This is a genomic window from Paenibacillus sp. PSB04, assembly GCF_025809195.1.
GTDB classification, from domain to species: domain Bacteria; phylum Bacillota; class Bacilli; order Paenibacillales; family Paenibacillaceae; genus Paenibacillus_AQ; species Paenibacillus_AQ favisporus.
This window is the reverse complement of the sequence record NZ_CP081301.1, coordinates 871,315-898,021: the sequence shown is the minus strand read 5'-3', so window position 1 is coordinate 898,021 and position 26,707 is coordinate 871,315. Positions and strand designations below refer to the sequence as shown.

The window sequence follows — 26,707 nt, the reverse complement described above, 5'->3', positions numbered from 1 at the left end:
TCAACGTTTGGTTATATCACTGATAGGCTGCTTGTAGGACTTCAGCAACTGAACATGGTTGAAAGATGTCGAATAATAACATTTTTTTATGTCAACAATGAAAAAGAACAGTTTAGGTAAGGCTGAAGGCTCCACTTGCCGATGTGGCAGGAAAGCCTTACACGTTTAAAAAAGATGTGGACCTGGAGCCGAAAAAGTCTGATTTCGTAACTCATCCCGCTTAGCGTGCCTTGATGCCGGCTGGCTTGAAGCGATAGTTCCTTCGGAGCATATTCGCCAAAAAACGCTTGTATCCGTCAAAAGGTCAGTGTTATGATGGAAGTTAGGGAATTAGCAATGTAATTTCTTGAATATCCAGAAATAAAGGAAAAATTGGACGCGGAGGGAATCATGATGAGCAAATTTATCGTCCGCGGTGGCAATAAACTGACCGGAAGCGTGAAAGTCAGCGGGGCAAAAAATTCTGTTCTTCCGATCATCGCTGCCTCTCTTCTTGGGGAAGAAGGAGAAAGCATCATTATCGATGCGCCTCCTCTTGACGATGTAATTACAATCAGTAAAGTATTGGAATCCATAGGTGCAGTCATTACATATGAAAAGGATGTAATGAGGGTCAATGCCCAAACGATTTCCTCATGTGAGGCACCTTATGAGTGGGTGCGGAAGATGCGGGCGTCATTTCTGGTCATGGGTCCTCTGCTTACGAGAATGGGCCATACGCGGATTTCACTGCCGGGCGGGTGTGCCATCGGTACAAGACCTATCGATCAGCATCTGAAGGGCTTTGAAGCGCTGGGTGCCGAAATCAGCCTGGGACAAGGATACATTGAAGCGAAAAGTAATGGCAGACTGCGCGGGGCCAAGATCTATTTGGACGTGGCCAGCGTAGGCGCTACTGAAAATATTATGATGGCCGCCACGCTGGCTGAAGGCGTGACGGTGATCGAAAATGCGGCGAAAGAGCCGGAAATTGTCGATTTGGCTAACTACCTGAACGGTATGGGCGCGAAAGTGCGCGGCGCCGGTACTGGTATTATCCGGATCGAAGGCGTGGAGAAGCTGCACGGTACCGAGCATACGGTCATTCCGGACCGGATCGAAGCAGGCACCTACATGGTGGCGGCCGCGATTACCGGCGGAGACGTGTACGTTGAAGGCGCGATTCCGGATCATTTGGGTCCAGTCATTGCCAAGCTGGAAGAGATGGGCGTTGAAATCGAACCAGGCGAAAATGGCGTGCGCGTGAAGGCGAACCATCCGCTCAAAGCGGTTGATATCAAGACGCTGCCGTATCCGGGCTTCCCGACCGACATGCAGTCGCAAATGATGGCGCTGCTGCTCAAGTCGGAGGGCACGAGCGTTGTGACCGAGACGGTGTTTGAGAACCGCTTTATGCATGTGGACCAGTTCCAGCTGATGAACGCGGAGATCAAGGTAGAGGGCCGCACGGCCATCGTAACCGGCGGTGCCAAGCTTACAGGCGCCAAGGTGTGCGCTACCGACCTTCGGGCCGGAGCAGCCTTGATTCTGGCGGGCCTCGTGTCGGAAGGAACGACAGAGGTTAGCGGTACGCATCATATCGACCGGGGCTATGTTCACCTGGCTGAGAAGCTGCAAGGCCTGGGAGCCGATATTTGGCGGATTTCCGTCGATGAGCCGACCTTGACTCAGCCGGCAGCGGCCAAGAAAGAGGCGGACAGCAAGGAAGAGGAAGTCAAGCTGGTGAATGTGCAGCCGACTTGGGTGTAAGTCCTTATTTGATCTTGTGATAGGCGGAACATTTTACTGGAAACGATTCATTGTACTGTAAACAAACAAGTGGCCGGAGCTACGCGGCCATCCACCATAAGCAGCTGAGAAAAGACCAGGCCCGTTGCGGCCTGGTCTTTTCTGTCGTCCAATTGTCTGCGATCCACCACCGTTTCGGCTCTGGGCCAGTTCATACTTCTTCCTATACGATGCAGGGCATCGGGTTCTGACCCAGCCTATTTGTTCTCTTAAGGAATAGAAGGTTCCTTCTGCTTGGAAGGCACAATCTCTGTTTCTCTTAAAAAGGGTTCTATCACTCTCAAGCCTCTCATATGTATGAATATCGGATGTGAACGGTGAAGAGGGGAGCGGACGATAGCGCCGCGTCCCATCGATATCTGCCCGCCGCGCAGCCGGTATCCGGAAGGTCTAGTAACGAAGGACGAAGCATGGACGGAGGTTTGAGAGAATATGAAGGATCCACGCACACAATTAAAAATTCCCGTCGCTCCCAGAAGCGAAGCGCTCACGCCGGATGATCCGAGAAGCACGGCCCCCCAGCCGGGCAGGCCGCAGCTGACGCTGCTGCCCGGCCATGCTGCGCAGCCGCCAGAGGCTGCAGCGCCGGCGAGGCCGGAGCGCCAAGGCACGCTCCGGCCCGAGGCCCCGGGCGCGCCTGGCGGCGCCCGGCACACCAACGGGCGGCGCCCATGGACGCCGCCGCCAAGCCGCGGCCCGGCCAAAGGGCCGCGCCGCCCGGGCAGCGCCCGCAAGGTGCCCCCAGCCGCCCTGTGGGGGGCGGGCGGGGTTCTCGCACTGGCGCTGCTGCTGCCCACGCTGGTGGTGGTGTCGACGAACCACCACCCCGCACCGGTGCCCGCGCCCATTCCGGCGCCGGCACAGGTCAAGCCCGCCGCGCCGCAAGTGGAGGCGCAGCTGCCGAACGTGTCCGTCTATCTGACGAAGACGGGACAAGTGGAAGTGCTGCCGATGGAAGACTACGTCACCGGCGTGCTGGCGGCCGAGATGCCGGCGGACTTTGAGCTTGAGGCGCTCAAAGCGCAGGCGATCGCGGCCCGCACTTTTATCGTCCGCCGCCTCGTTGACGGCGACATGAGCGGCGTGCCGGACCGCAAGGCCATGGTGACCGATACGGTCAGCCACCAGGCGTATATCTCCAAGGAAGTATTGGAGAAGGAATGGAAGGCGCAGGGGAAATCCGCGGAGCTGGCCAAGCTGCAGCGGGCGGTGCAGGAAACTCGCAATACGATCATGACCTATAAAGGCAAGCCGATTACGGCATCCTTTTTCTCTACCAGCAACGGGTATACCGAAAATTCGGAAGATTATTGGAAGGATGACATCCCGTACCTCCGCAGCGTAGCGAGTCCATGGGACAAAGAGCTGGCACCGGGGTACAAGGAGACGGTCACGATCAGCCGGAAAGATTTTATCACCAAGCTCGGTTTGGCCGGACAGGCTATCACGGTATCGACGGGTCAGCCTTTCATTCAAGTTTTGTCTACGACGGAGGGGCATCGGATTAAAGAGATTTCCATTGGCGGACATGTGTTCAGCGGCCGGGAAGTGAGAGAGAAGCTGAACCTGCGGTCCAGCGAGTTTACTTGGAAGACCTCGGGGGCCGACATCCAGATCACCACGTACGGATACGGGCATGGCGTCGGGATGAGCCAGTGGGGTGCGGACGGGATGGCTAAGGAAGGATCCACCGCCACGCAAATTCTCAAACACTACTATACGGGCATCGACTTTACGCAAGCTTCAAAACTTCTCTCTAAAGATTGAAAAAATAATATAAAGAGATACGTATAAAAGATTCCGCCCGGGTAACAATGTTACTGAGGTGATAAACATATGAATGAACAAAACAAAAGTAGTCAAAACCACGGCGAAGCTCCTAAAAAAGTGCAAGGAGAGCCTGTAAATCAGCCTTCTTCGTGGAAAAAGCTGTTGTCCAAACGGTGGGTATACCCGGCAGCTTACGTGGCCGCAGCAGCAATTATACTAACCTTAGTGTGGGTCTACCAGGATACCAGCCAGAAGAACCTTACCCAAGACCCCGCTAAAGTAACGGAGCAATCTACTACAGCTTCGGATGCTGCAGCAAGCAAAGACACTGCCACAGACGCCAAGGACAATGCCGTTGAAGTAACCGCCAATGCCGAAGGTATGGTTTGGCCGGTAGCGAATGCCAAAGACGTAAAAGTCGTGAAGCCGTTCTATGATGAAAATGGTACCGAAGAAAATCATCAAGCCGCGATGGTTCAGTACGATGACACGTTCACTCCGAACGTCGGCGTCGACCTGGCCCGCGCAGATGACCAAGCGTTTGACGTTAAAGCCGCTCTCGGCGGTAAAGTCACTCGCGTTGATTTGAACCCGCCGCTGACGGGAACCGTAATCGAGATTACCCATGACAACAATCTCAAGACGGTTTACCAAAGCCTCTCGGACGCCAAAGTTAAACTGGGCGACACGGTGAAGCAGGGCGATACGATCGGCACCGCCGGACGCAGCGAAATCGAGAAGGAACTGGGCAACCACGTACACTTCGAAGTGTACGACAATGGAACTCCGGTCAATCCGGAAACCGTTCTTCCGAAGCAATAACCGAAAGCGTGAATAAAAAATAAGCCTAAAGGCAGGGACAATCCCTGCCTTTTTGTGTGCAAACCCTTGTGAATGGCGGGAAAGGGCTCTTGGGAGCCCCCTCGATTTGCGGGGTTATTTTGCGCTGCCCGTAAAATAAATGGGCCTTGCGGAGCTTGTCAGGCTTGGAAAGCGCGAATATATAGGCACGCCCCTCATATAATGTACCAAACTATCCACAGTAGGGAGGCGGGAGCGTGCACGATTACATCAAAGAACGGACCATTAAAATTGGTCGTTGTATCGTGGAAACGAGACACACGGTCCGAACCATTGCCAAGGAATTTGGCGTATCGAAGAGCACAGTGCATAAGGATTTGACCGAACGTTTGCCGGAAATCAATCCCGATCTGGCTGATCAGGTTAAGCACATTCTTGAATACCACAAATCGATCCGTCATCTCCGGGGAGGCGAAGCGACCAAGATTAAGTATAAAAAGACCAGCGGGAAAAAACGGGAAGCCGTTGCTTCCGCCAAAGCCTGACCATCTGGGCTTCCGGGCCCGGTTCATATGATCTTGCGGCAGGGCACACCTGTGCCCATTGTATCCCTCCCCTGAAGTATGATATGTTAAAAGATGGTATAAGGTCGACAAATGTGATCCCTTTTTCCCAAAAATACATAACTTCCTGCCACATCCTGTCGAAATGGGACTTCGATAAGCGGTAACAGGGACTCTTTTACCATAAAATAATACTTTGGGGGCTCTTTTCATGATGTTTAGCAAGGATATTGGAATTGATCTTGGCACAGCCAACGTGCTGATTCATGTCAAAGGGAGGGGGGTTGTACTCAACGAGCCTTCCGTCGTGACGATCGAAAGCGACACCAAAAGAGTCCTTGCCGTCGGGGAAGAAGCCCGGAGAATGGTTGGCCGCACGCCTGGGAATATCGTGGCGATTCGTCCGCTGCGCGACGGGGTTATTGCCGATTTTGCGATTACGGAAGCGATGCTGAAGTACTTCATCAGCAGTGTGGGAGGACGCAGCTGGAGCAGCCGGCCGCGGATTCTGATCTGCGCGCCTACGAATATTACCTCTGTTGAACAGAAGGCCATCCGGGAAGCCGCCGAGCGAAGCGGAGCTAAGGATGTATTTCTGGAAGAAGAACCGAAAGCCGCAGCCATTGGCGCGGGTATGGATATTTATCAGCCAAGCGGCAATATGGTCGTCGATATCGGCGGCGGAACGACGGATGTAGCCGTCCTGTCCATGGGCGACGTCGTTACCGCCTCTTCTATTAAAATGGCGGGGGACAAGTTCGACGAAGCCATCGTGAAATATATTAAAAATAAGTACAAGCTTCTGATCGGTGAACGCACTTCGGAGGATATCAAGATCAAAGTAGGCACCGTCCGTCCGGGCGGACGTCAGGATGAGATCGATATCCGCGGGCGCGATATGGTCAGCGGACTGCCGCTTACCGTAACGGTCTCTTCCAACGAAGTTCAGGAAGCGCTGTGGGAGCCGGTCTCGATGATCGTGGCCGCTGCCAAGTCGGTGCTGGAACGGACGCCTCCCGAGCTGTCCGCCGACATTATCGACCGCGGCGTCATTCTCACCGGCGGTGGCGCTTTGCTTGACGGATTGGACGAGCTGCTCGCCGAAGAGCTGCACGTGCCGGTGCTGATCGCGGAAGACCCAATGCACTGTGTCGTGAAAGGCACGGGACTCATGCTCGATCACTTGGACAAGGTGTCCAAGAAAGCATTCTAATAAATTGTGGCCGGCCCCTGAGCCGGCTGCGGCAAAACCCTAAAAAAACCCGGGCCTATGTCCGATATATGTACTATGGATCGCGGGCTCTGAGGAGCCCGTTCATATAGATCAGAGATGTATTCTATATAAGTTGAACTAAAGAATAGGATGCAGGCAAGGGAGTAAAAGGATTCCGAAGAAGCGAAGCGTTCGTATTTGGCTTTCGGATTTCTACCTTACGTGGGCTCTATACCATCAAGAAATCCGAAAACAAGAGCGATCGTAGGAACATTTTACGCACTTGCCCCATCATCCACTTCAATGGTTTAGCTTATATAGATGAAGATAAAATTTTTATTACCCAATGAACAAGCACATGAAACAGGGAGGGACCCCATCTCAATGCTGAGAGGACTTTACACCGCCGCTGCCGGCATGATGACGCAGCAGAGCCGCCACGATACCGACGTCCAAAATATTGCCAACATCAACACCCCTGGGTACAAGCAGGTCAACAGCGTGGCCCGTTCGTTCCCCGAGGTGCTGATTTCGATGATCGGCGGGGGAGCGGAGAACCCGAACCCGCGGCTCGGCAAGCTGAATACGGGCGTTTTTGCCGAAGAGAGCTTGTCCATGTACCAGCAGGGCGTCATCACGGAGAGCGAGAAGCCGACCGACTTTGCGCTGGTGTCTGATATTGAAGTCACCGATCCGGCAACGGGCCAGAACATTCCGTTCGACCAATCCGGCAAGTATGTTGACCCGGACGGTAATGTGACCTACAAGCCTGAGGCGTACTTTACCGTCCGCAATGCGGATGGGGGAATCGGGTATACGAAAGACGGCAGCTTCAAGGTGACTCCGGACGGTTTGCTGCTGACTTCGGCCGGGTACCAGGTATTGGATGCCAATAATCAGCCCATTCGGTTGACAGGCTCGGTGGACAGCCTTAAAGTGAACGAGCAGGGGTTTATTTTGAATCCCGCAACGGGTGCGCCCGGAACACGGCTTGGCATTGCCGTCGTGGGGCAGCCCGGCCAGATGGTGCGTACGGGTGACGGATTGTTCAAGGTGGATGATACCGCAGCTGCTGGTGTCCGCGCGTTGGGTAACGCCGACCGCGTAGAAGTGCGGCAGCATTATTTGGAGCAGTCCAACGTGGATTCCTCCGCGGCGGTCGTAGACATGAACACGGCGCTTCGGGCCTATGAGGCCAATCAGAAGGTCGTGCAATTTTATGATAGAAGTTTGGACAAGGCTGTCAACGAGGTCGGCAAGGTATAGGATGCTACGGACTAGGGAGGATGGACGTAAATGAATAACTCCATGATCAGCGCGATGGTATCCATGAATGCGCTGCAGCGGAAGCTGGACGTTATCGCGGATAACATCGCCAACATCGATACGGACGGATACAAGCGGAAGGACAGCTCCTTCGAGGACGTGCTGACCACAGTCACGCAGCAGCCGGACGGCTTTAAGCAGAACGGACGGGTTTCCCCGCTTGGATACAATAACGGTTTTGGCATGCGGATGACGGAAATCACCCGGGATATGCAGCAGGGACCGCTGAATCAGACGGGGAATCCGCTGGACCTCGCCATTGAAGGCACGGGCCTGTTTGCGGTTGAGGCGAACGGACGCACGGCCTACACCCGGGAAGGCGCCTTCCATTTTGTGCCCGATCCCGACCCTGCCAAGCCGAAGAATATGGTGCTGGTCAACAATCAGGGCTACTTCGTTCTAGACACGAACGGCAGACAAATCTCCGTCGCCAACAATGCCAAGGTGGCCGTCGATCAGGACGGACAGGTCATTGTTAAGAATGCAGCGGGGACAAGTGCCGTGGCTACCATTCAGCTGGCATCGCCGATCCGCCCGGATGCGCTGGTGCAGATGGACGGCAACCTGTTTGTTATTCCCGGCAACCTGACGAAAGCTCAGGTGTTCGGCAATGCCCCTTATACCGCTGCTGCCTCCGGGACAACCATCCGTTCGGGATATCTGGAACAGTCGAATGTCGATTATGCGCAAGAAATAACGGATATGATGCAGGCGCAGCGCGCTTATCAGCTATCCGCCCGGGCACTGACATCCAGCGACACGATGATGAATCTGGCGAACAATATCCGTGGATAGGAGTTCTGCAATGAGTGAGAAAACCCAAGCAGCTGGCAAAGCGAAACCGGCCGTGCGGAAGACGGCAAGATGGAGAATCGTCATCCGCTGGATGATTCCGCTGTTTCTGCTGCTCGCTCTGGTTGGCGGAATGACCTTCGGTTATGTCTTTATCGGCAAACAGAGCCTGTCCGACGTGTTTCAATGGAAGACTTGGCAGCATGTGATCGATTTGGTATTTGCGCCCTGACAGGGCGTCTAACCGCTGACTTTTGACAGAAAACTCCTTCCATTCGGGAGTTTTCTTTTTTTGCTCGGAAAATGTATAATGATGGGGGACTTGCGAAACCCGTACAAAAGGGCCTCCCCCGTGCCGTTCATCAGGATCGGCATACCGGAGAAAGGCCCCTTATCTGAACCTTCACTTCTGCAGAGGGTGAAGGATAGTTTAGTTTTTTCCGAAATCTATGGATTTTATGCAGTATAACCCTTGAAAGTTGCGGTGATTCGCCTATTTTGAAAGGAGTTTGAGAGACGTGCTTAACGTGAAAGAAATTCAGGAGATCATCCCGCACCGGCCTCCGTTTTTGCTGGTGGACCGCATCGTCGAGATGGAAGTGGGCAAGCGCGCGGTCGGGATCAAGAACGTAACCATTAATGAGCCTTTCTTCATCGGCCACTTTCCGGAATATCCGGTTATGCCTGGCGTGCTGATCACCGAGGCGCTGGCGCAGGTTGGGGCAGCCGCTATTTTGAAGGAAGAGAGCAACCGGGGCAAAATCGGCTTTCTGGCCGGTCTCGACAACTTCCGCTTCCGTGGACAAGTGGTACCCGGCGATACGCTTCGCCTTGAGGTGGAAATTACCCGCCTGAAGGGAAGCATCGGGAAGGGACACGCCGTAGCCAAGGTCGACGATAAAGTCGTCGCGGAAGGCGACATCATGTTCGCTCTGTCCGACCCCGCACAATCTTAAGTAACCATCATTCTTATTATGGAAAGGAGAAGCAGTAATGACACAACAACTCAGCACTCAAGCAAGTGAAAATGTCAAGCAATGGCTTCAAGATCCTTCTATAGATGAAGAAACGAAACGGGAGCTCGAAGGGCTGTCCGATCAGCCGCTGGAGCTGGAAGACCGTTTTTACAAAGATTTGGAGTTTGGCACAGGCGGCCTCCGCGGCGTGATCGGTGCAGGAAGCAACCGCATCAACCGGTACACCGTCGGCAAGGCGACGCAAGGATTTGCACGCTACATACTGGAGCAGCACGGTTCGGCTGAGGGTACGCCTTCAGTCGTGATCGCCCACGATTCCCGCCACTTCTCGCCGGAGTTTGCGCTGGAGGCCGCTCTAGTGCTTGCAGGCAACGGTATCACAGCCAAGCTGTTCCCGTCCCTGCGCCCGACGCCGCAGCTGTCGTTCAGCGTGCGCCATTTGGGAGCGACCGGCGGCATCGTCATTACGGCGAGCCATAACCCGCCGGAGTATAACGGGTACAAGGTGTACAACGCCGAGGGCGGACAGCTCGTGCCGGACGAAGCGGAGAAGGTCATTTCCTACATTCAGCAGGTCGATTCCTTCGCTGCGGTGAAGCGGCTGGATCAGCAGGAAGCGGAAGCGAAGGGGCTGCTCGTGTGGCTCGGCCAAGAGGATGACGATGCGTTTATCCGCACCGTAGCCGATGTCAGCGTTAACCGCGAGACGATTGCTTCAACACTCGGCAAAGATTTTAAAATCGTCTACACGCCGCTTCATGGAACGGGAAATATTCCGGTCCGCCGCGTGCTGGAGGAAGTCGGCTTTACGAACGTGCATATCGTAGCAGAGCAGGAGCAGCCGGACGCCGAATTTTCCACCGTAAAATCTCCGAATCCGGAAGAACGCGAAGCGTTCACGCTGGCCATGAAGGTAGGGCAGGAGATCGGTGCTGATTTGTTGATCGGAACCGACCCGGATGCCGACCGCATGGGTGCGGTAGTGAAGAACCAGGCAGGAGAATTCGTCGTATTGTCCGGTAACCAGTCCGGAGCACTCATGATTTATTATTTGCTCAGCCAATTAAAAGAAGCAGGCAAGCTGCCAAGCAACGGGGCAGTTATCAAAACGATCGTGACCAGCGAGATGGGAGCGACGATCGCCGAGCATTTTGGGGCGGAAGTCTTCAACACGCTGACTGGCTTTAAATATATCGGGGAGAAAATGACCCAGTTCGAGAAGACCGGCTCCCATACGTATCTGTTCGGATACGAGGAGAGCTACGGATACCTCGCTGGCAACTATGCCCGCGATAAGGACGCCGTATTGGCCTCGCTGCTCATCTGTGAAGCGGGTGCCTACTACAAGGCTCAAGGCAAGACGCTGTACGAAGTGCTGCAGGAGCTGTATGAGCAGTTCGGCTACTTCCAGGAGAGACTGGAATCCCGCACGCTGAAGGGCAAGGACGGCCTGGCCCAAATCCAGGCGAAAATGTCCGATTGGCGCAGCAACCCGCCGCAGACAGTGGCAGGAAAGACCGTTACACAGGTGCTGGATTATTCGAAAGGCTTGGACGGCCTGCCGAAGGAAAACGTGCTGAAATATATGCTGGAAGACGGTTCATGGTTCTGCCTGCGTCCATCGGGGACAGAGCCGAAGATCAAGGTATACTTTGCCGTGAGAGGCGATTCTCTGGATGATGCGAATGCGCGCATTCAGAAATTGTCGGATGAAGTGATGGCAAGAGTAGACGCCTAACATTTAAGAAATGGATATTCCGGGAGGTCGCGTGTTCGAAGAAGAACGCTGCGGATTCCCGGAGTTATTATGAGGAGGTACTTTTGGTGCATCAGAAATGGCAGCGTTGGAACACGGCATCCCGCAAATGGCTGTGGATTCTCGTCGTGCTGGGCATAATCGCCGCGATTCCGGTGATTTATGACCGCTACCGGACGGAGTCATCTTCCAATAACGTAGAGTTGGTGTATAACTATCGCGGACTGGTGGAGACGGCTTCGTATCAAGCCCATCCGGAGGAATACCTTCAGCAGCAGCTGGATCAGCTGAAGGCGGCGGGCGTGACGAGCATGGCGATGTTCGAGAGTACGCTGGACGATTTTAAAAAATCCCGCCGCATCATGATGTTTAATGCGGGGGACGTCGCCTCGATGACGAAGAGCGTCATCCCGACCAACGATAACTATACCTATATTCTGTTTACGAACGAAGAGAATGCGGGACGCTTGTCTCCCCTGATCGAAGACACCTTTACGGGGATCGGCATCGGCGTCAAGCCATGGGAATTCAACGGGCAGAAGGGCCTGATTCTGGAAACTTCCCCGGAGGATGCCGTGCTCAAGCCAATGCAGCCAGATCCGATTGCATTCGAAATGCTGCGCAGCAAAGGATTCAACATCGTGCCGCGGATGTCCGACAGCCTTCCTTACAACCAGGAAGCGATGGACAAGCTGCTGGCCTACTATCAGGCGAACGGCGTCAAACGCGTATTGTTTGAGGGCGATTCCGTTAAAGGCTTCAATGACAATGAGGATATGAACAGCTTGCAGGGCTTTGCCAACCTGCTGAACCAATACGGGATCGGCATTGCGGCGATCGAGAACCTGAAGCAGCCGCAGAAGGGGCTGTCCAAGCTGGCCTACGATACGGATTACAACGTAGCCCGTCTGTACTCCCTGAGCGACCGTGATGCTGCGGCGCTGAGTCCGGAGACGATCGCCGACCGGTTTGCGCTGGCGACGAAGGATCGGAACATCCGGATGCTGTACATCAACGTCGCTCCATCCCGCAACATGACCAAGGCCACGATTACCGATTCCGTGGATAACATCGTGAAAACCCTGCAGGAGCCGGGTAATGCCATCAAGCAGATGGAAAACAACGGCTTCAAGATGGGACAAGCGGGAGCATTCCATATTTATGATTCTGCAGGACAGCGTTATTTTAAAATGGTCGTCGTGCTCGGTGGGGTTGCCTTCGTCGCGCTCCTCGTTTCTTACTTTATCCCGGCACTGACCCTGATCGCGTTTGTGCTTGGGTTAATCGGCAGCGCAGGACTGTATGTCCTCAAGCCGACGCTGTTTGAGCAGGCGCTGGCTCTGCTCGTGGCCATCAGCGCACCGACGATTGCCGTGCTGCTGGCAGTGAGAAAGCTGAACGAAATGAACGCGGCCAACGCCGGGCTTACATCTGGACGCCGGTTTGCTCATGCGGTTGTGATTTATATCAAGACGGCGATTATTTCGCTGAGTGCGATTCCTTTTGTCATCGCGCTGCTGAACAACATCACCTACAGCCTGGTGCTGAATCAGTTCCGCGGCGTCAGCCTGCTGCATTTAGCCCCAATCGGTCTCATCGCGATTTATGTCGTGCTGTACCGCGGCGGCAAACCGCTGCAGCAAATCGGTAAATTATTCCGTACCCCGATTACGCTGACCTGGGTAGTGGCAGCAGGGGTCATTGGTGTGTTAGGCTTATATTATCTGAGCCGCACCGGCAACGGGGGGAGCGTCAGCTCGATTGAAATGACGTTACGTACAGTTCTGGAAAACACGTTCCACGTTCGTCCTCGGAACAAGGAACTCGTTGCACACGCGCTGTTCCTGCTGGGCATCTTCGTGTCGCTTAGATACCGCAACGTCGTTTACTTGATGATCTTTGCGGTTATCGGCCAGCTGTCGATGGTGGATACGTTCGCGCATATCCACTCGCCGATGAAAATTTCGTTCGTTCGTGACCTGCTCGGTCTGGGTCTCGGATTTATCTTTGGCCTGATCGCCATTGGCGTATGGCAAGTACTGGAAGGGTGTTGGAAACGATGGGTACCACGTCTCAGAAGACCGTAGTCATCTCCGGATACTACGGGTTCCGGAACAGCGGGGATGAGGCGGTGCTCCAATCGATCTTAACCGCTCTGGAGGAGCGGGGGAAGGCAGCCGGCGTTCCAATTCGGCCGGTGGTTCTCTCCATCGATCCCGAGTGGACCAAGGCCACCTACGGGGTGGACGCGGTACACCGGATGAAGCTGGGCGAAGTGAGACAGGCACTGAAGGAAAGCTCAGGTCTGATCAGCGGCGGCGGCAGCCTGCTGCAGGATGCCACCAGCTCCAAGACGATCCCTTATTATCTCGGGGTGATCAAGCTGGCCCAGTGGTTGAAAAAGCCGGTCTTTATCTACTCTCAAGGGATTGGGCCCGTCAACCGGAAGCTGTTTCACCCGTTCATCAAAAGCGTATTTAACCAATGTGAATATATATCGGTTCGGGATCAAGAGTCGGCACGCCTGCTGGAGCGCATGGGGCTGGGCTGGAACCGGGTTCAGGTCGTGCCTGACCCGGTGATGGGCCTGACAACCGGCGGCAAGAAGCCGGAATCGCTGCAGCAGGACGCCGAACGTCCGCTGCCGGTAATCGGCATCTCGGTCCGCTATTGGGATCCGGAGCGCCGGGAGCTGCAGGCGATGGCCGACGGGCTGAGCAAGCTGTGCCAGGAGCAGGCGGTGCATCTGCGCTTCCTGCCGTTCCATTTGCCGGACGATGTGAAAGCATCGCAGGAAATCATCGACCGGATGGGCGATGTATCCGCGAACGGCAGCGCCGTGTCGATGTGCCGCGATGTGGTACACCCGCAGGAGATGCTGGCTGAAGTTGGCCGCTGTGACGTCGTTATCGGCATGAGGCTGCACAGCCTCATCTATGCCGCGAATCAGCTGGTGCCGATGATCGGCGTGTCCTATGATCCGAAGATCGATAACTTTTTGAAGCGGCTGGATCTGGAGCCTGTAGGGACAAGCGCCTCGCTGGCGCCTGAGGCGCTGAAGAGCGAAGTGTCCCGCCTGCTGAGCGAGAACAGCCTCTGGCAGGAAGCGAACCGCGAGCGTATCGGGGTGCTGAAGGAAGAGGCGCAGGCTCCGGCGCAGCATATTATTGATTTTTTGCAGCAGCAATAAAGGATAAGGTGATTATAGCGTGAACCAACCAAGCCAAGTGCCCACGGTGCCGATTTTCGGCATCCCGGTGAGCCGATGGGGCATGACCGATACCGTTCAATATTTAACCGGACTCATCCAGTCGGGTGAGCGCCGGCCGCATCAGATCATTACCGCCAATCCCATTATGGTGATGACGGCCCTTCAGGACCCTGCTTACATGGACGTCATGAGGGGAGCCGATCTGCTCGTCCCGGACGGGACGGGAGTGGTATGGGCGGCGGATAAGGCCGGATCGCCCGTGAAGGAACGCGTTGCAGGTTTTGACCTCCTACATGAATTGATGAAGGTCGGAGAAGACTATCACTGGAAAGTGTATTTGCTCGGCTCGACGTCTGAAGTGATTCAGGCGACGGCGGAGCGGTTACATTTGCAGTATCCGGGGGTTCAAATCTCGGGATTTCGTGATGGCTACTTTTCCCAAGAGCAGGACGCCGATGTGATCGCGGCAATCCGCGAAGCGGAGCCGGACATTCTGTTCGTGGCACGCGCCGTAGATACGCAGGAGCCTTGGATCGCGCGCTACAAGGAGCAGCTCGGCGTACCGGTCATGATGGGCGTCGGCGGAAGCTTCGACGTCATTTCCGGCAAGTCCAAGCGGGCTCCCAAACTGTTCCAGCAGCTGCGGGCGGAGTGGTTATACCGCCTGTTAAAGGAGCCGACGCGAGCCAAAAGAATGCTTGCGCTGCCGAAATTCGTAGTGAAAGTGCTGCGGGATAAAGAAAACCTGACAAAACCCAGATAAAAAGATGAAATCGTCTTGAATAACCCGATATTTTGCGAAAAAACGGGATTGGTTTTATTTTTCGATCAGAGTATAATTCAATCCGGTAGAACAATTGGGGGTTGAACAATCACATGTTAATGCTAGCCATCATCGGATGTATCGTGTCGCTCATCCTGGCACTGGTCCTGACGCCGCTCGTCAAGAAGCTGGCGGTGAAGATCGGAGCCGTGGACGTACCGAATGCCCGAAAAGTGCATACGCGAATTATGCCCCGGCTTGGCGGTTTAGCCATATATCTTGCTTTTATACTAGCCATGTTCGCAGTGCTTCCGTTTGTCGCCGATCATTTCTCGATGCGGGATTCCAACTTTATTAAGGCATTCCTGCTGGGCGGAACGCTGATCGTGCTGATCGGTGCGCTCGACGACCGCTTCGAACTGTCGGCCAAGGTGAAGCTGCTCGGACAGATCATTGCTGCGTGCGTGGTCGTGTTCGGATTCGATATCAAAGTGGACTTTGTAAATATTCCTTTTGCTGATAACTATTCTTCGCTGGAAAACTGGATTTCCATTCCGCTGACCATCATTTGGATTATCGGCGTAACAAACGCCATTAACCTCATCGACGGTCTGGATGGCCTGGCAGCCGGCGTATCCGGCATCGCGATCGGCACCATCCTTGTGATGTCCCTGCTGATGGGCAACATGATGGTCGCTATGCTGTGTCTCTTGCTTCTCGGCGCCATCGTCGGATTCTTGTACTTCAATTTCCACCCGGCCAAGATTTTCATGGGGGATACGGGATCGCTGTTCCTGGGCTTCTGTCTTGCGATGCTCTCCCTGCTTGGATTCAAGCAGATCGCGATCATCTCGTTTATCACCCCGCTGATTATCATCGGCGTTCCGCTGTCGGATACGTTCTTTGCAATCATCCGCCGCTGGGTGCAGAAGAAACCGATCTTCGCACCGGACAAGGGCCACCTGCATCACTGCCTTCGCGAAATCGGCTTCAGCCACCGCCAGTCGGTGCTGATCGTGTACGGGATCGCCGCCTTCTTCGGCGTGCTGGCGGTCATCCAGTCCTCGGCGGCGATGTATGAAGCGAACTGGGTCACGTTCGTCGTGATCTGCGTCATGATGTTCTTCCTGCAAATCGGCGCTGAGATCATCGGCCTCGTCGGTAAGACGAAGCGGCCGATCCTGAATCTGATCGCAAGGCTGCGGATGAAGGTTAGTGAGAACCGTCATAATTAGGGTAAGATATGAGCGTTTTGCAATTATATATATTATTAGTAAAAAGCACTCTTTGGAGGAGCTGATTAGCAGTCACTGCTGACCAAGCCCCATTCTAAAGGGTGCTTTTTCGTTTGCAAAAAACAGGAAAAAAATCCACGGATTGAAGGGGCTTTTTTCTGATTCTTATTCAAAATGAGGCCGGGTGGACCGATAAAGTAAGTAACATGAAGAAAAAGGAGAGATACGTTCCATGCAGCGAATGAAGAAATCATTCATATGGATGATTTTAATGGCATTAGTCGTTTCGATGGTACCTGGCTTCACACCTGCGGCTTCGGCTGCGGATGCGCCGACCAGCTTCTTTACCCCGGATATCAGCGGAATCCGGAATACGGTTGTACTGACGCAAGAAGCCGGTACAAACCAAATTACTCGTGAAAAACTGTATCATGTTACCGACGCACAGTTAACGGTGACCGGTACGTTTACCAAAGTATCCAGCTCCACCTTGGGAGTCACGGTACAACAGTTAAACAAGGAAGGCGACAACTGGGTAGGGAGCACGACTCACGTCACCCCAGGGGTCATTCAACCGGATGTGGAACGTCCGGATAACCGTTTTAAAGCGACATTGACCCTGTATCCAGGCGTCAATAAATTGACATTTTCCGGTTCTCAAGGATTGAATGAACGGTCCGAGACATTTTATGTCCTCTTTGATACCGTTCCTTATGTAGAGCAGCTTCAAGTTCTGGGCGGTGCGGAAAAGCTCAACCTGAACGAGGGCGCTCAAATCGTTGTTCCGATTCAGCAAATCACTCTGCAAGGTAAAGCACAAAACGCAACGAAAGTGACGATTTCCGCTAACGGCGGAGCTGCTCTTGCCACGACCTTGCTCCAGGACGGAACTTTCTACACACCTCAGCTTCAGCTTAATGCCGGTCTGAATGACCTCAAGCTGGTTGTTCAGAACGCCTCGGATTCCTTAACATTTAGTTATCAGCTTCTCTATTATGATGAGAAAAATCCGATCGTCTCGATGTATCTGGCCGACTCTCAAGGAAACGGACAGGATCTCTTAACCGGGACGCCTACGTTTACAGAGAACAAAGATCAGGCCAAGCTTTATGTGCAAATGCTGATCCAAGATAATGGCACGGCATTTGAAGGTAGTGCTAATCTTCTGATGGATGACCAGCCTGCTCAAGTCGTTAAATATTATAAAGATGTTAAGCTGGAATCTTCGCAAATCAAAACAACGGATGGCTCTGAAACTTTGATTCCTTCGGTTTCGCAGAATACACCGTCCTATCGTTTGGTTACTTTTATGGTAGATCCGGTTGCCTTCAATAAGGATACGAATGGAACAACGATTCTCCCTATGCAGACTCACAACCTGTCCATTACATATGGGACGAAGCGGATAGACAAGCGCTTTGATTTCCAATATATGCAGGGTCAGACCGTCATTACCGATATTAAATATTTGACGGGCTACACGGGAACAGGAACGATTCCTCCGGGCGAGCCATTGAATGGCGCGAAAGTAGAAGCAAGTGATTTTTATATCATGGTAACGACCAACAGCGCTCCAGCCGATCCAAAGGATTTGGTTGCACAATACCTGCCGCTCGGTACGAAGAGTATTGCGGTCGACTATATCCAACCCATGCCTAGCAGTACGACGCAATTTATTTACAAAATTAGTGGTTTCCAGAATGGTAACCAAACCGTTCGGTTTAATTTCAAAAATTCCAGTGCCTATAAAGACGTAACGATTTCATTTGCATCCAAAAGTTACATCTATGTCTCCAACTTGACGGATGGACAGTCCTATACGATGGACTCCAAACAAACATCGAAGTTCAAAATTGAAGGTCAGTATATCGACTTTGATTTGGGCAGCCCATATTTTACGGCTGAGATGTATATCAATGGTCTTAAGGTGAAATCCACAACGGATACGACTTCAGGTAATTGGCTGGACAATAACGGCAAATTTACTCAGTCGCTTGATGTTTCAGCTTCAAATGGTCCGTTGGTATTTGGTGAAAACCGCCTCGTTCTGACCGGTACAACCAAGGATGAGAAGGGACAAACCCGTGAAGTGAAGAAGGAAATTCGCTTTTATATTGTCGACCAGAACGTGTCGACGGTTACGAACTTCCAGCCGGCTTCTGTTAAGAATCGTCCGACGTTCCCTCCGCGCGATTTAACGTCAAGCGAAGCTATATTGAAGGAGCTCTTTAATCTCACGACTGATTTCGTGTACAACAACAATCAATATAAAACCAGCCTGAAAAATTATGATCTGGTATTCAGAGGTACCGGAGCGGTTAAAGCCAACCTGAAATTGGGCAGCCAGAACATTTTGTCCGTCGATATTCCAGTCAATAATACCGACCCTGAAACCGTGACTTATGCGGACCCGAACAAACGCTATAATTATAACTTTGCCGGTAATCGCAAGGATTTTGTGATGCGGGTTCAGGACTTTGTATCTGATATGCCGGGTACGTACGTTTATACGCTGGAGCTGATCAATGAAACGGGCGCCAAAACAAGCCAGAAACTTGAACTCGTTCGCGAAGAGAGCGCCTATCGCATCATTTCCCCGCAGCCGACGGTTGGCGGCAAATATGTTGTGACAAAGAACTTCGTTCATTTCGACATTGAAGCCGAGGGAGCAACAGCGGTTACTATTGGTAAAGAAAATGCCGTGAAGCGTACCGATCTGGGTCCAAACCGCTTTGTTTTGGATTACGTGGGACTGTCTCAGGATAAATCCAACAAGATTAAAATTACGATTACTCGCGGCAGCGTCAGCAACACAGATACCATTGATATTTTCTACACAGGAACAGTAGCGGTAGACGCGGAATATATGGCTCCGAAAGTAGCCACCAAGTATACGGTGTTTAATAAAAAACTAGCTCTGAGCTTTCCAAAAGGAACAGTCATGCAAAGTACGGATATCCGGGGAATTAAGAAGTATTATCCGGATACAAAGCTGCTCTTCGGCATTGCTGATCCGGTAACGGGGATCGTTGAACACCGCAACGATTACGGCAACGTCATCGGCTTCCCTGGCACAGGCGAGGACAGCGGTGCACCAAGCTGGTCGATTCCGGACGAGTACTTCCTCCGGTTCGGATCACCGTCCAACACGAGCAATTTCAGTCGCGTGTCTGATGTGTATTGGATCAGCGGAGGTCTTGGAGAAACAACATCGCCTTCTATTCAAGCAACCAATGGATTGGTGCCATACTCTCCGAATGGATTGTTCGGTGACCCGACAATCCCAGCAGAACGTAAAATCACCCCATCCCAGCGCGGAACCTTGACACTTGGCTTTAATCCGAACGTGGTGGATGATGCAGGCTACACGGTCACGGTATTCCGGTATACTGACAAGCGTGAGTGGGAAAACATCGGCGGGGAAGTGGACTCGAAGGGACATACGGTCACGGTTCCTTTTGACGAGTTTGGCTACTACATGGTCATGAAGATGAGCCGGAGCTACTCCGATATTACGAATCATCAGTGGGCGCGGAATGTATTGAACGCTCTGTATTCCAAAGGTTTCATGAACAGTCTTCGGTTTGAGCAATTCGGAGCCGATGACCAGACGTCTAGAGGTGAATTCGCTACCTTGCTGGTGAAGGGACTTAATCTGCCTCTGAATTATGATAACAACAATACATTTACCGATTTGGTGCCGACGGCCAAGTTCACGACCTGGGATTATGCCCATATTGAAACAGCTGCCCGTGCGGGCATCGTATCCGGGTTGTCTGACGGCATTTTTGCCCCGGATCAACCACTGACGCGTGAGCAGGCTGCGGTGATGATCGCCAGAGCGTTAAAGCTTAAACTGGCTGTAACCGATCAAAAGCTGAAGGATGCGATGGCCAAACAGTTCCTGGATTCCGGCAAAATCGATCCATATGCCCTGGCTTCTATTCAAGCCGTGGTTAAGGCCGGCATTATGTCCGGTTCACCTGTGACTCAGCCAGGCCAGAAGAAGCCGCAGTACAATTTTAATCCGAAATCGAATATGACCCGTGCTGAAGCGGGCAAGATTGCGGTAGAGCTGCTGAAGAAAGGTACTAAGGTATTTCCTAAAAACCTGAGTTAAGAGCATTGTTAGAGGAGTTACAGAAGGAGACCCCCAAAAATTGGGGGTCTCTTCCTAATTTCAAATCTTTGTAATTTGTCGGAAATTAGGATACAATGGCGTAGAACAATATTTTACTTTAGAGGGTGAAGGCAATCTTATGAAACCGATCTATTCCAAGGCGCAGCTGGATTATTTGAAAGCAAAAACCAAATTTGAGAATAAAGCTAATATTTTGGAGAAGAAAATCGAAACGACTCGCAAAACAAGAGAGATTACGCAAGAAGTAATGGAAGGCCTTGTGATGGAGACGGGCTTTCATGATGCTTATAACGAACTGGTCATTACCGAAAACGAACTCATTGAATGGTCTCATTCGACAATTAAACACGAGAAAACATATCGTGAGAATAAACAACCGATTGAGCAAATGTACGAAAACCTCAATACTAGTCCGGAAATGCGCGCTCAGATCATTCAGCTTGCCATGAAAATACGTTAATATTTTGTAACTTTTGACTCATTTACAGCGACCAACAAGGTGCCGAACGGTGCCTTGTTTTTTTGTTTTCCTTGTTTCAAGCAAGTAAGAAAAGGTTAATGTCTTCCAAATATTTCTTGGACAAACAGGTCTTCTGACGTCTTTTATTCATGTACGGTAACAATTTTGAAATTTTTTTAAAAAAGGTGCAACTTTTTAGAAACACACGCGTCTAAGATGTAGAGTCAATTACGATGGGTGTTCAACCAACATTCACCTCAGCAAGAAAGATGTCTATTTTTTAGAAAAATTATCTTTACGCTGTGTGGGGCCCATTGTATAATACTTAGGTAGGATTAGGAATCTACTCTTTTTTTTGCCGCTTTCGTTAAAAAGTTTACCAGTTTCTGTGATATCGTCACAGACATCATTTATATGAACCATGCTCAACTCGGGAAAGGGGGTGCACTGGCTAATGAGTAACACGAGCTACCCATTTAAAGAAAACTCTAATGTGATGAATGTTCAAGGAGGAGAAAAAAAGGTTATGAAGAAAATTTTGACAGTCGCTCTGTCTACAGCAATGGCATTCTCCATGTTTGCATCTGTAGCATTCGGTGATACTGCAGTAACTCCACAACAAAAATTCGACGCTCTGGCAGCTAAAGGTATCTTCAACGGCTACCCAGACGGATCTGCTCATCTTGAAAAAGAAATGACTCGCGCTGAGTTCGCGAAAGTCATCACGAAGCTTCTTGGACTGAAAGAAGTAACTGGAACTCTTTCTTACAAAGATAAAGGTTACGACGCCAAGAACTGGGCAGTACCTTACATCGAAGCAGTAACAGCTGCTGGTATCATGCAAGGTCAAGACAACGTGAAGAAAATCTTCAACTACAACGGAAAAGTAACCATCCAAGAAATGGCGACTGTTCTGACTCGTGCGCTGAAACTTGAAATCCCTGCAAACCCTAACAACAACGCAGCTGACTGGGCTAAAGGATATGTTCAAGCAGCAATCGACAAAGGCCTCATCTCTAAAGATGCTAACTTCAAAGCAAACGCTAGCCGTTCCCAACTGGTTGAAGCTGCATACGCAATCGACCAAGCGGCTAACATCACTTTCACTTACAAAGTAGTTGACCCAAGCAACGTTGAGTTCACACTTTCTACTGGTGAAGTAGTAAAGGTTAAACTTGACAAGCCGCTTGAAGCCAACAAAGAAACTGAAGTGAAATTCAAAGACGCAGCTGGCAACGAGTACACTGCAAAAGTTACTTGGGTTGTAACTGCAGCTACGAAAATCCAATCGGTTTCGGCTTCCGACTACAAACAGTTGGTTGTTAACTTCGACGGAGAAGTTGATACCAAAACAGCTGAAAACCAAGATAACTACAAAGTTACTGGCGTAACATTTGAATCTGCTACGCTTTCTGCTGACAAACGTTCCGTAACTCTGCTTGTTAAAGATGGCAGCGGAACTTTGCCGAAACAAAAAGATACGAAGCTTGAAATTAAAGGCGTGAAGAACTCTGATGCTTCCAAGACCTTTAATGAAACAGTTACATTCACAGCTGTAGATACAGCTCTTCCAGTTGTTAAAGAAGCTAAAGCATTGGGAACAAAAGCTTTCAAAGTTGAATTCTCTGAGCCTGTAACTTCTGAAACAGCAACTAACATTTCTAACTACAAAATCGATGGCAAAGCAATTTCTGGCTATGTGAAATTCACTTACCCTAACATTGCTTTCATCACAACTAATCTTTCTGTAGGCGAGCACACTCTGACAGTATCGGGTGTTCAAGACTTTGCAGGCTTCAAAGTAAGCCCAGCAGACTCCAAACTTACAGTAGCTGAAGATACAGCGGCTCCAGAAGTTGTTTCTGTGAAAACTGCTGATCTTACAAAAGTAGTGGTTGAGTTCAACGAGCCAGTAAAATCGGTTGACAAGGCTTACCACACTTCTTCGAACAAAACAGCTGACAAGATTGAAGTGAAAGACAACAAAGTAACACTGTACTTCACTGGCGAAGGTAAACCTTTGAGCCTTGGAGAAACAACAATCTACCTGCAAGGCGTTAAAGACTGGAGCGATAACTCCGCAAACCGTGAGGCAAAAGTGACTCCTCAATTGGATACTGAGCGTCCAACGGCTACGAGTGTAACGACTGACGTCTACGATAACACAACTAAATTCATTGTTGATTTCTCTAAAGACGTTAACGTTAAAGACATTACTAACACAGACAACTTTGTGTTGAAAAACTCCAAAGGGGAAATCGTAACTGGCAAAGGCTTTAACACTAAAGGTCACCCAGTTAAAACTCCTTACTTTGAAGTTAAAAACGGAAATGTTAACAACAGCCGTGTAATCATTGAATCCGTTGGTAAATTGGATGCAGGTAAATACACGCTTGAAATTTCCGGTATCCGCGACACTGCTTACATCGGTAACACGATGTTGCCACAATCTTTCACTGTTGATGTGACTAACACGTCTGCATTGACTGTTAACTCCGTATGGGCTGACGTTTACTCTGATGTTGATGATGTATACGTTGACGTAACATTCAACAAAGAGCTGGCTATTGATGGAACTGGTCGTGCAGATGACATCAATAAATACAGCTATGTCGTAAATGGCACTGTGAAGCCGTTCCCTAGCAAATCTGCAACAATTTCTATGAGAGACGCTAAAACGGTTCGTATCACAGTTCCTAAGAAAGACATTAGTACGGCAGAACTTTTGGCCTCTGACCTTCGTGTAGTTAACGTAGCTGACGTAGACGGCAACTACATTACAGTTGGTACTAGCAAAGTTAATGACCAAAAGACTTCTACTGTTAAAGTAAACAGCATTAAAGCTGTTGCTCTGAACAAAGTTGATGTAGAGTTCGAAGGTGTTGTAACTTATGTAAACCAAGGTGACTTCTTGTTCAATGGTAAGACTGCAGTAGCTGGTGAACCACAATATGATGGAAACAAAACTACTGTTACATTTACACTGAATGACAACCTTGATCCAGTTACGATCGGTACATTCGCGACTGTAGCTGCACCTACTTCTTCCGATGCTTACGGCCACAAAGTAGCTCCAGTAGCTGCAACGAACATTGCTGATGGTATTGCACCTAAGGCAACAAAAGCTGCAACTGCAGTAAACGCTACTTATGTTGACGTGACATTCAATGAGAAAGTCAACGTTTACTATACTCCTCAAGCTTTCAAAGTATATGTAAATGGCGATTCTGTTGATGTTACTGGTGCAACTGTTGTTGATAACAACACAGTAAGAATTACCCTTAAAGATGCTATCAAGTCAACTGATGTTTCTGTACACGTTTCTTCTACAAACAGTGGAAAATACGTAGTGGATGCTCAGAACAATGCTGCTGAGGAAATCGACATCGATGCAGTTATCAACCCTGCTGCGAAGTAATTGTAATTAATTTTTAAATTAGAGCTGCTCAGTAAGTTTGGGCAGCTCTTTTTCTTTATCTATATATATTGGAGGTCTCTCATGAAATCCATCACCAAACTATCCCTTACCGTGATCGTTCTCGGCGCGGGCGTAGCCCTTGGCTCCATCTTTGGCATCACCGCGCAAGGCGCAGGTGTGACAGGCCAAGCCGGCACAGCCGATGATCCGGTCGTAACGAAGAGTTATGTAGACCAACAGATCCAAAAAGCGCTGGGCGGAGGAACAACAACGCCTACAACGCCAACCAATCCAACGGCACCAACGGATAATGGAAACAACAATTCCGGGAATAATAATTCTTCATCATCAAGTGACCAAGTAACGATCGTCACAGTAAAGCCAGGTGAGAAGCTGATCGCCGCTGCAGGTGCCGAGTTTATCGTCCGCAATGGACATGCTGTCATCTACAGTGCCGACTCCAATGGCGTTGCTGACCTTACGGATGGCGAAGATGTAACGAATGGACAAGCGGTTGGAAACAACCATCTGATGTCCTTCCCGAGAGCCGGACGCGGGATCATGGTTCAAGACGGCGTGAAATCCAGCCTGACGGTTATGGTTCGCGGCGGTTATTCGATCCAATAATCGTGCTACATAAGCTTATTTTTGCCAGAAGTAACAATGATTTATACGTCTAGAGACGGCCGGATGACAAATACTACTCTTGCAAGACCATATTTGCAGGAGGTGTATCCATCATGGCAAGAAGCAATCGTAAAGTGGTACCGGAAAGCCGGAATATGCTGAATCAAATGAAATACGAAATCGCTGCCGAGTTTGGGCTGGGTGCAGCGTACGGATCTGCAGGGTTTAGCGGTGCGGACACTGAATTTGCATCCGACCTGGGTGAAGCTGGAGGCGTTGGATTTGGCCGTGTGAATGGGGCTCATTTGACATCCCGGGAAAACGGTTCGGTGGGCGGCGAGATGACGAAACGCCTCGTTCGTCTGGCGCAGCAAAACTTGCTGTAACAAGCCATTTCAACGCTGATCAAAGAAGCACTCATGCAGTTATTTCAGAGCCCATGTTCCGTCTGCGTTGATTGACATGGGTTGACAAATACGTTAATATGACATACGAGGATTGTAGAACAACCTTTTCCTTTGCGGAAAAGGTTCATTTTTTGTTTAGAACTTATCTGCCGTTGTTATAATACCCTTATAGGAGGTTGATACAATGTCTGTAAAAGGACGTCATCTGTTCACATCCGAGTCCGTTACGGAAGGACATCCGGACAAGATTTGCGACCAGATCTCCGATGCGGTTCTTGACGCTTTTCTGGAAAATGATCCGAATGCCCGCGTGGCGTGCGAAGTGTCGGTTGCGACCGGCCTGGTGCTCGTCATCGGTGAAATCAGTACGAAATCCGAATATGTGGATATTCCCGCTATTGTTCGAAATACGGTAAAAGAAATCGGCTACACTCGGGCCAAGTATGGCTTTGACTCCAACACGATGGCCGTGTTGACATCGCTCAACGAGCAGTCGGCCGACATCGCGCAAGGCGTTAACGCCGCCCTGGAGAGCCGTGATCCTGCCCAGGTCGACAAGGAAACCGAAAACATCGGTGCCGGCGACCAAGGTCTGATGTTCGGTTTTGCGACCAACGAAACGCCAGAACTGATGCCGCTTCCGATCGCGCTGTCCCATCGCATTGCCCGCCGCTTGGCTGAGGTGCGCAAGAACGGTACGTTGGACTACCTGCGTCCGGACGGTAAAACGCAGGTGACGATCGAGTATGTGGATGATAAGCCTGTCCGTGTCGATACGATTGTCGTTTCGACGCAGCACTCGGAAGACGTGACGCTGGAGCAAATCCAGAAAGACGTGAAAGAACAAGTTATTCTGCCGGTGGTTCCTGCTGAACTGCTTGACGCCGAGACAAAGTATTACATCAATCCTACGGGTCGTTTTGTCATTGGCGGACCTCAAGGGGACGCTGGTCTGACAGGACGTAAAATTATCGTCGATACGTACGGTGGATATGCCCGTCATGGCGGCGGTGCTTTCTCCGGCAAGGATCCGACGAAAGTGGACCGTTCCGCAGCATACGCAGCGCGTTACGTGGCGAAGAACCTGGTCGCTGCAGGACTGGCTGACAAGTGCGAAATCCAATTGGCTTACGCCATTGGTGTAGCGACTCCAGTATCGATCAACGTCGATACGTACGGAACGGGTAAAGTGAGCGATGAGAAGCTCGTTGAGCTAATTCGCTCCAACTTTGATCTGCGCCCAGCCGGCATCATCCGCATGCTGGATCTTCGCCGTCCGATTTACAAGCAAACCGCAGCATACGGTCACTTTGGCCGTACCGATGTGGATCTGCCTTGGGAACGTGTCGACAAAGCCGAAGAGCTGCGTGCGCAAGCCGGTCTGTAATCGAAGCGACTACTTATAATAGAAGATATTTTTTTGAACCTCAGTTTGGCCAAATGGCCGGGCTGAGGTTTT

21 protein-coding genes are annotated in these 26,707 nt (G+C 51.1%); 20 read left to right on the top strand and 1 reads right to left on the bottom strand.

Going from position 1 to position 26,707, the window contains the following annotated elements:
- Window positions 1–393: 393 nt before the first annotated feature.
- On the top strand, window positions 394–1,749 hold the full coding sequence (gene murA / locus K2F33_RS04560) for a UDP-N-acetylglucosamine 1-carboxyvinyltransferase (protein WP_089549719.1): 1,356 nt from the start codon (window positions 394–396) through the stop codon (window positions 1,747–1,749).
- A 47-nt stretch (window positions 1,750–1,796) separates the two neighbouring features.
- On the opposite strand, the gene K2F33_RS04555 is transcribed toward murA, so the two are convergent.
- Complete coding sequence (locus K2F33_RS04555; RefSeq protein WP_263881106.1) at window positions 1,797–1,943, bottom strand: hypothetical protein; 147 nt, start codon at window positions 1,941–1,943, stop codon at window positions 1,797–1,799.
- A gap of 277 nt (window positions 1,944–2,220) precedes the next feature.
- Between K2F33_RS04555 and spoIID the strand changes: the two genes are divergently transcribed.
- From spoIID to metK, 19 genes are all read left to right on the top strand, one after another.
- Window positions 2,221–3,555 (top strand): stage II sporulation protein D, encoded by a 1,335-nt coding sequence (spoIID, locus tag K2F33_RS04550; RefSeq protein ID WP_263881105.1) that lies wholly within the window; start codon window positions 2,221–2,223, stop codon window positions 3,553–3,555.
- A 69-nt stretch (window positions 3,556–3,624) separates the two neighbouring features.
- Window positions 3,625–4,380 (top strand): M23 family metallopeptidase, encoded by a 756-nt coding sequence (locus tag K2F33_RS04545; RefSeq protein ID WP_145139580.1) that lies wholly within the window; start codon window positions 3,625–3,627, stop codon window positions 4,378–4,380.
- 236 nt (window positions 4,381–4,616) lie between these two features.
- Window positions 4,617–4,904, top strand: coding sequence for a sporulation transcriptional regulator SpoIIID (gene spoIIID / locus K2F33_RS04540; protein WP_089549722.1), 288 nt, complete (start codon window positions 4,617–4,619; stop codon window positions 4,902–4,904).
- Window positions 4,905–5,136: 232 nt separating this feature from the next.
- Entirely contained in the window at window positions 5,137–6,135 is a 999-nt protein-coding gene (locus K2F33_RS04535; protein ID WP_163882780.1) for a rod shape-determining protein, read from the top strand.
- A gap of 384 nt (window positions 6,136–6,519) precedes the next feature.
- Complete coding sequence (locus K2F33_RS04530; RefSeq protein ID WP_263881104.1) at window positions 6,520–7,401, top strand: flagellar hook-basal body protein; 882 nt, start codon at window positions 6,520–6,522, stop codon at window positions 7,399–7,401.
- Between the two features lie 30 nt (window positions 7,402–7,431).
- Window positions 7,432–8,256 carry a flagellar hook-basal body protein gene (locus K2F33_RS04525; RefSeq protein WP_263881103.1) on the top strand — a complete coding sequence of 275 codons (825 nt, stop codon included), beginning with the start codon at window positions 7,432–7,434 and terminating at the stop codon, window positions 8,254–8,256.
- Window positions 8,257–8,266: 10 nt separating this feature from the next.
- A complete protein-coding gene (locus K2F33_RS04520; RefSeq protein ID WP_076174647.1) occupies window positions 8,267–8,485 on the top strand; it encodes a DNA-directed RNA polymerase subunit beta in 219 nt (72 codons plus the stop codon).
- A 286-nt stretch (window positions 8,486–8,771) separates the two neighbouring features.
- A complete protein-coding gene (gene fabZ, locus K2F33_RS04515) occupies window positions 8,772–9,209 on the top strand; it encodes a 3-hydroxyacyl-ACP dehydratase FabZ (RefSeq protein ID WP_263881102.1) in 438 nt (145 codons plus the stop codon).
- A 37-nt stretch (window positions 9,210–9,246) separates the two neighbouring features.
- Complete coding sequence (locus K2F33_RS04510) at window positions 9,247–10,968, top strand: phospho-sugar mutase (protein WP_263881101.1); 1,722 nt, start codon at window positions 9,247–9,249, stop codon at window positions 10,966–10,968.
- 86 nt (window positions 10,969–11,054) lie between these two features.
- Window positions 11,055–13,073, top strand: a complete 2,019-nt coding sequence (locus K2F33_RS04505; RefSeq protein ID WP_089549727.1) for a DUF5693 family protein — start codon at window positions 11,055–11,057, stop codon at window positions 13,071–13,073.
- The gene (csaB, locus tag K2F33_RS04500; RefSeq protein WP_263881100.1) at window positions 13,046–14,176 is read left to right on the top strand and encodes a polysaccharide pyruvyl transferase CsaB; all 1,131 of its coding nucleotides are present in this window, start codon (window positions 13,046–13,048) and stop codon (window positions 14,174–14,176) included. Before K2F33_RS04505 ends, csaB begins: the two co-directional genes overlap by 28 nt.
- Before the next feature lie 19 nt (window positions 14,177–14,195).
- Complete coding sequence (locus K2F33_RS04495) at window positions 14,196–14,960, top strand: WecB/TagA/CpsF family glycosyltransferase (protein WP_251678268.1); 765 nt, start codon at window positions 14,196–14,198, stop codon at window positions 14,958–14,960.
- A 113-nt stretch (window positions 14,961–15,073) separates the two neighbouring features.
- Window positions 15,074–16,195 (top strand): glycosyltransferase family 4 protein, encoded by a 1,122-nt coding sequence (locus K2F33_RS04490; protein ID WP_116233481.1) that lies wholly within the window; start codon window positions 15,074–15,076, stop codon window positions 16,193–16,195.
- Window positions 16,196–16,427: 232 nt separating this feature from the next.
- On the top strand, window positions 16,428–20,315 hold the full coding sequence (locus tag K2F33_RS04485) for an S-layer homology domain-containing protein (RefSeq protein WP_263881099.1): 3,888 nt from the start codon (window positions 16,428–16,430) through the stop codon (window positions 20,313–20,315).
- A 139-nt stretch (window positions 20,316–20,454) separates the two neighbouring features.
- Complete coding sequence (locus tag K2F33_RS04480; RefSeq protein ID WP_145139561.1) at window positions 20,455–20,796, top strand: hypothetical protein; 342 nt, start codon at window positions 20,455–20,457, stop codon at window positions 20,794–20,796.
- Window positions 20,797–21,250: 454 nt separating this feature from the next.
- Window positions 21,251–24,214, top strand: coding sequence for an S-layer homology domain-containing protein (locus K2F33_RS04475; RefSeq protein ID WP_263881098.1), 2,964 nt, complete (start codon window positions 21,251–21,253; stop codon window positions 24,212–24,214).
- An 81-nt stretch (window positions 24,215–24,295) separates the two neighbouring features.
- Window positions 24,296–24,841 carry a hypothetical protein gene (locus tag K2F33_RS04470; RefSeq protein WP_263881097.1) on the top strand — a complete coding sequence of 182 codons (546 nt, stop codon included), beginning with the start codon at window positions 24,296–24,298 and terminating at the stop codon, window positions 24,839–24,841.
- Between the two features lie 113 nt (window positions 24,842–24,954).
- Window positions 24,955–25,227: an alpha/beta-type small acid-soluble spore protein gene (locus tag K2F33_RS04465; protein ID WP_089549734.1), complete on the top strand. Its 273-nt coding sequence runs from the start codon at window positions 24,955–24,957 to the stop codon at window positions 25,225–25,227.
- Between the two features lie 205 nt (window positions 25,228–25,432).
- The gene (gene metK, locus K2F33_RS04460; protein ID WP_263881096.1) at window positions 25,433–26,635 is read left to right on the top strand and encodes a methionine adenosyltransferase; all 1,203 of its coding nucleotides are present in this window, start codon (window positions 25,433–25,435) and stop codon (window positions 26,633–26,635) included.
- Window positions 26,636–26,707: the final 72 nt, after the last annotated feature.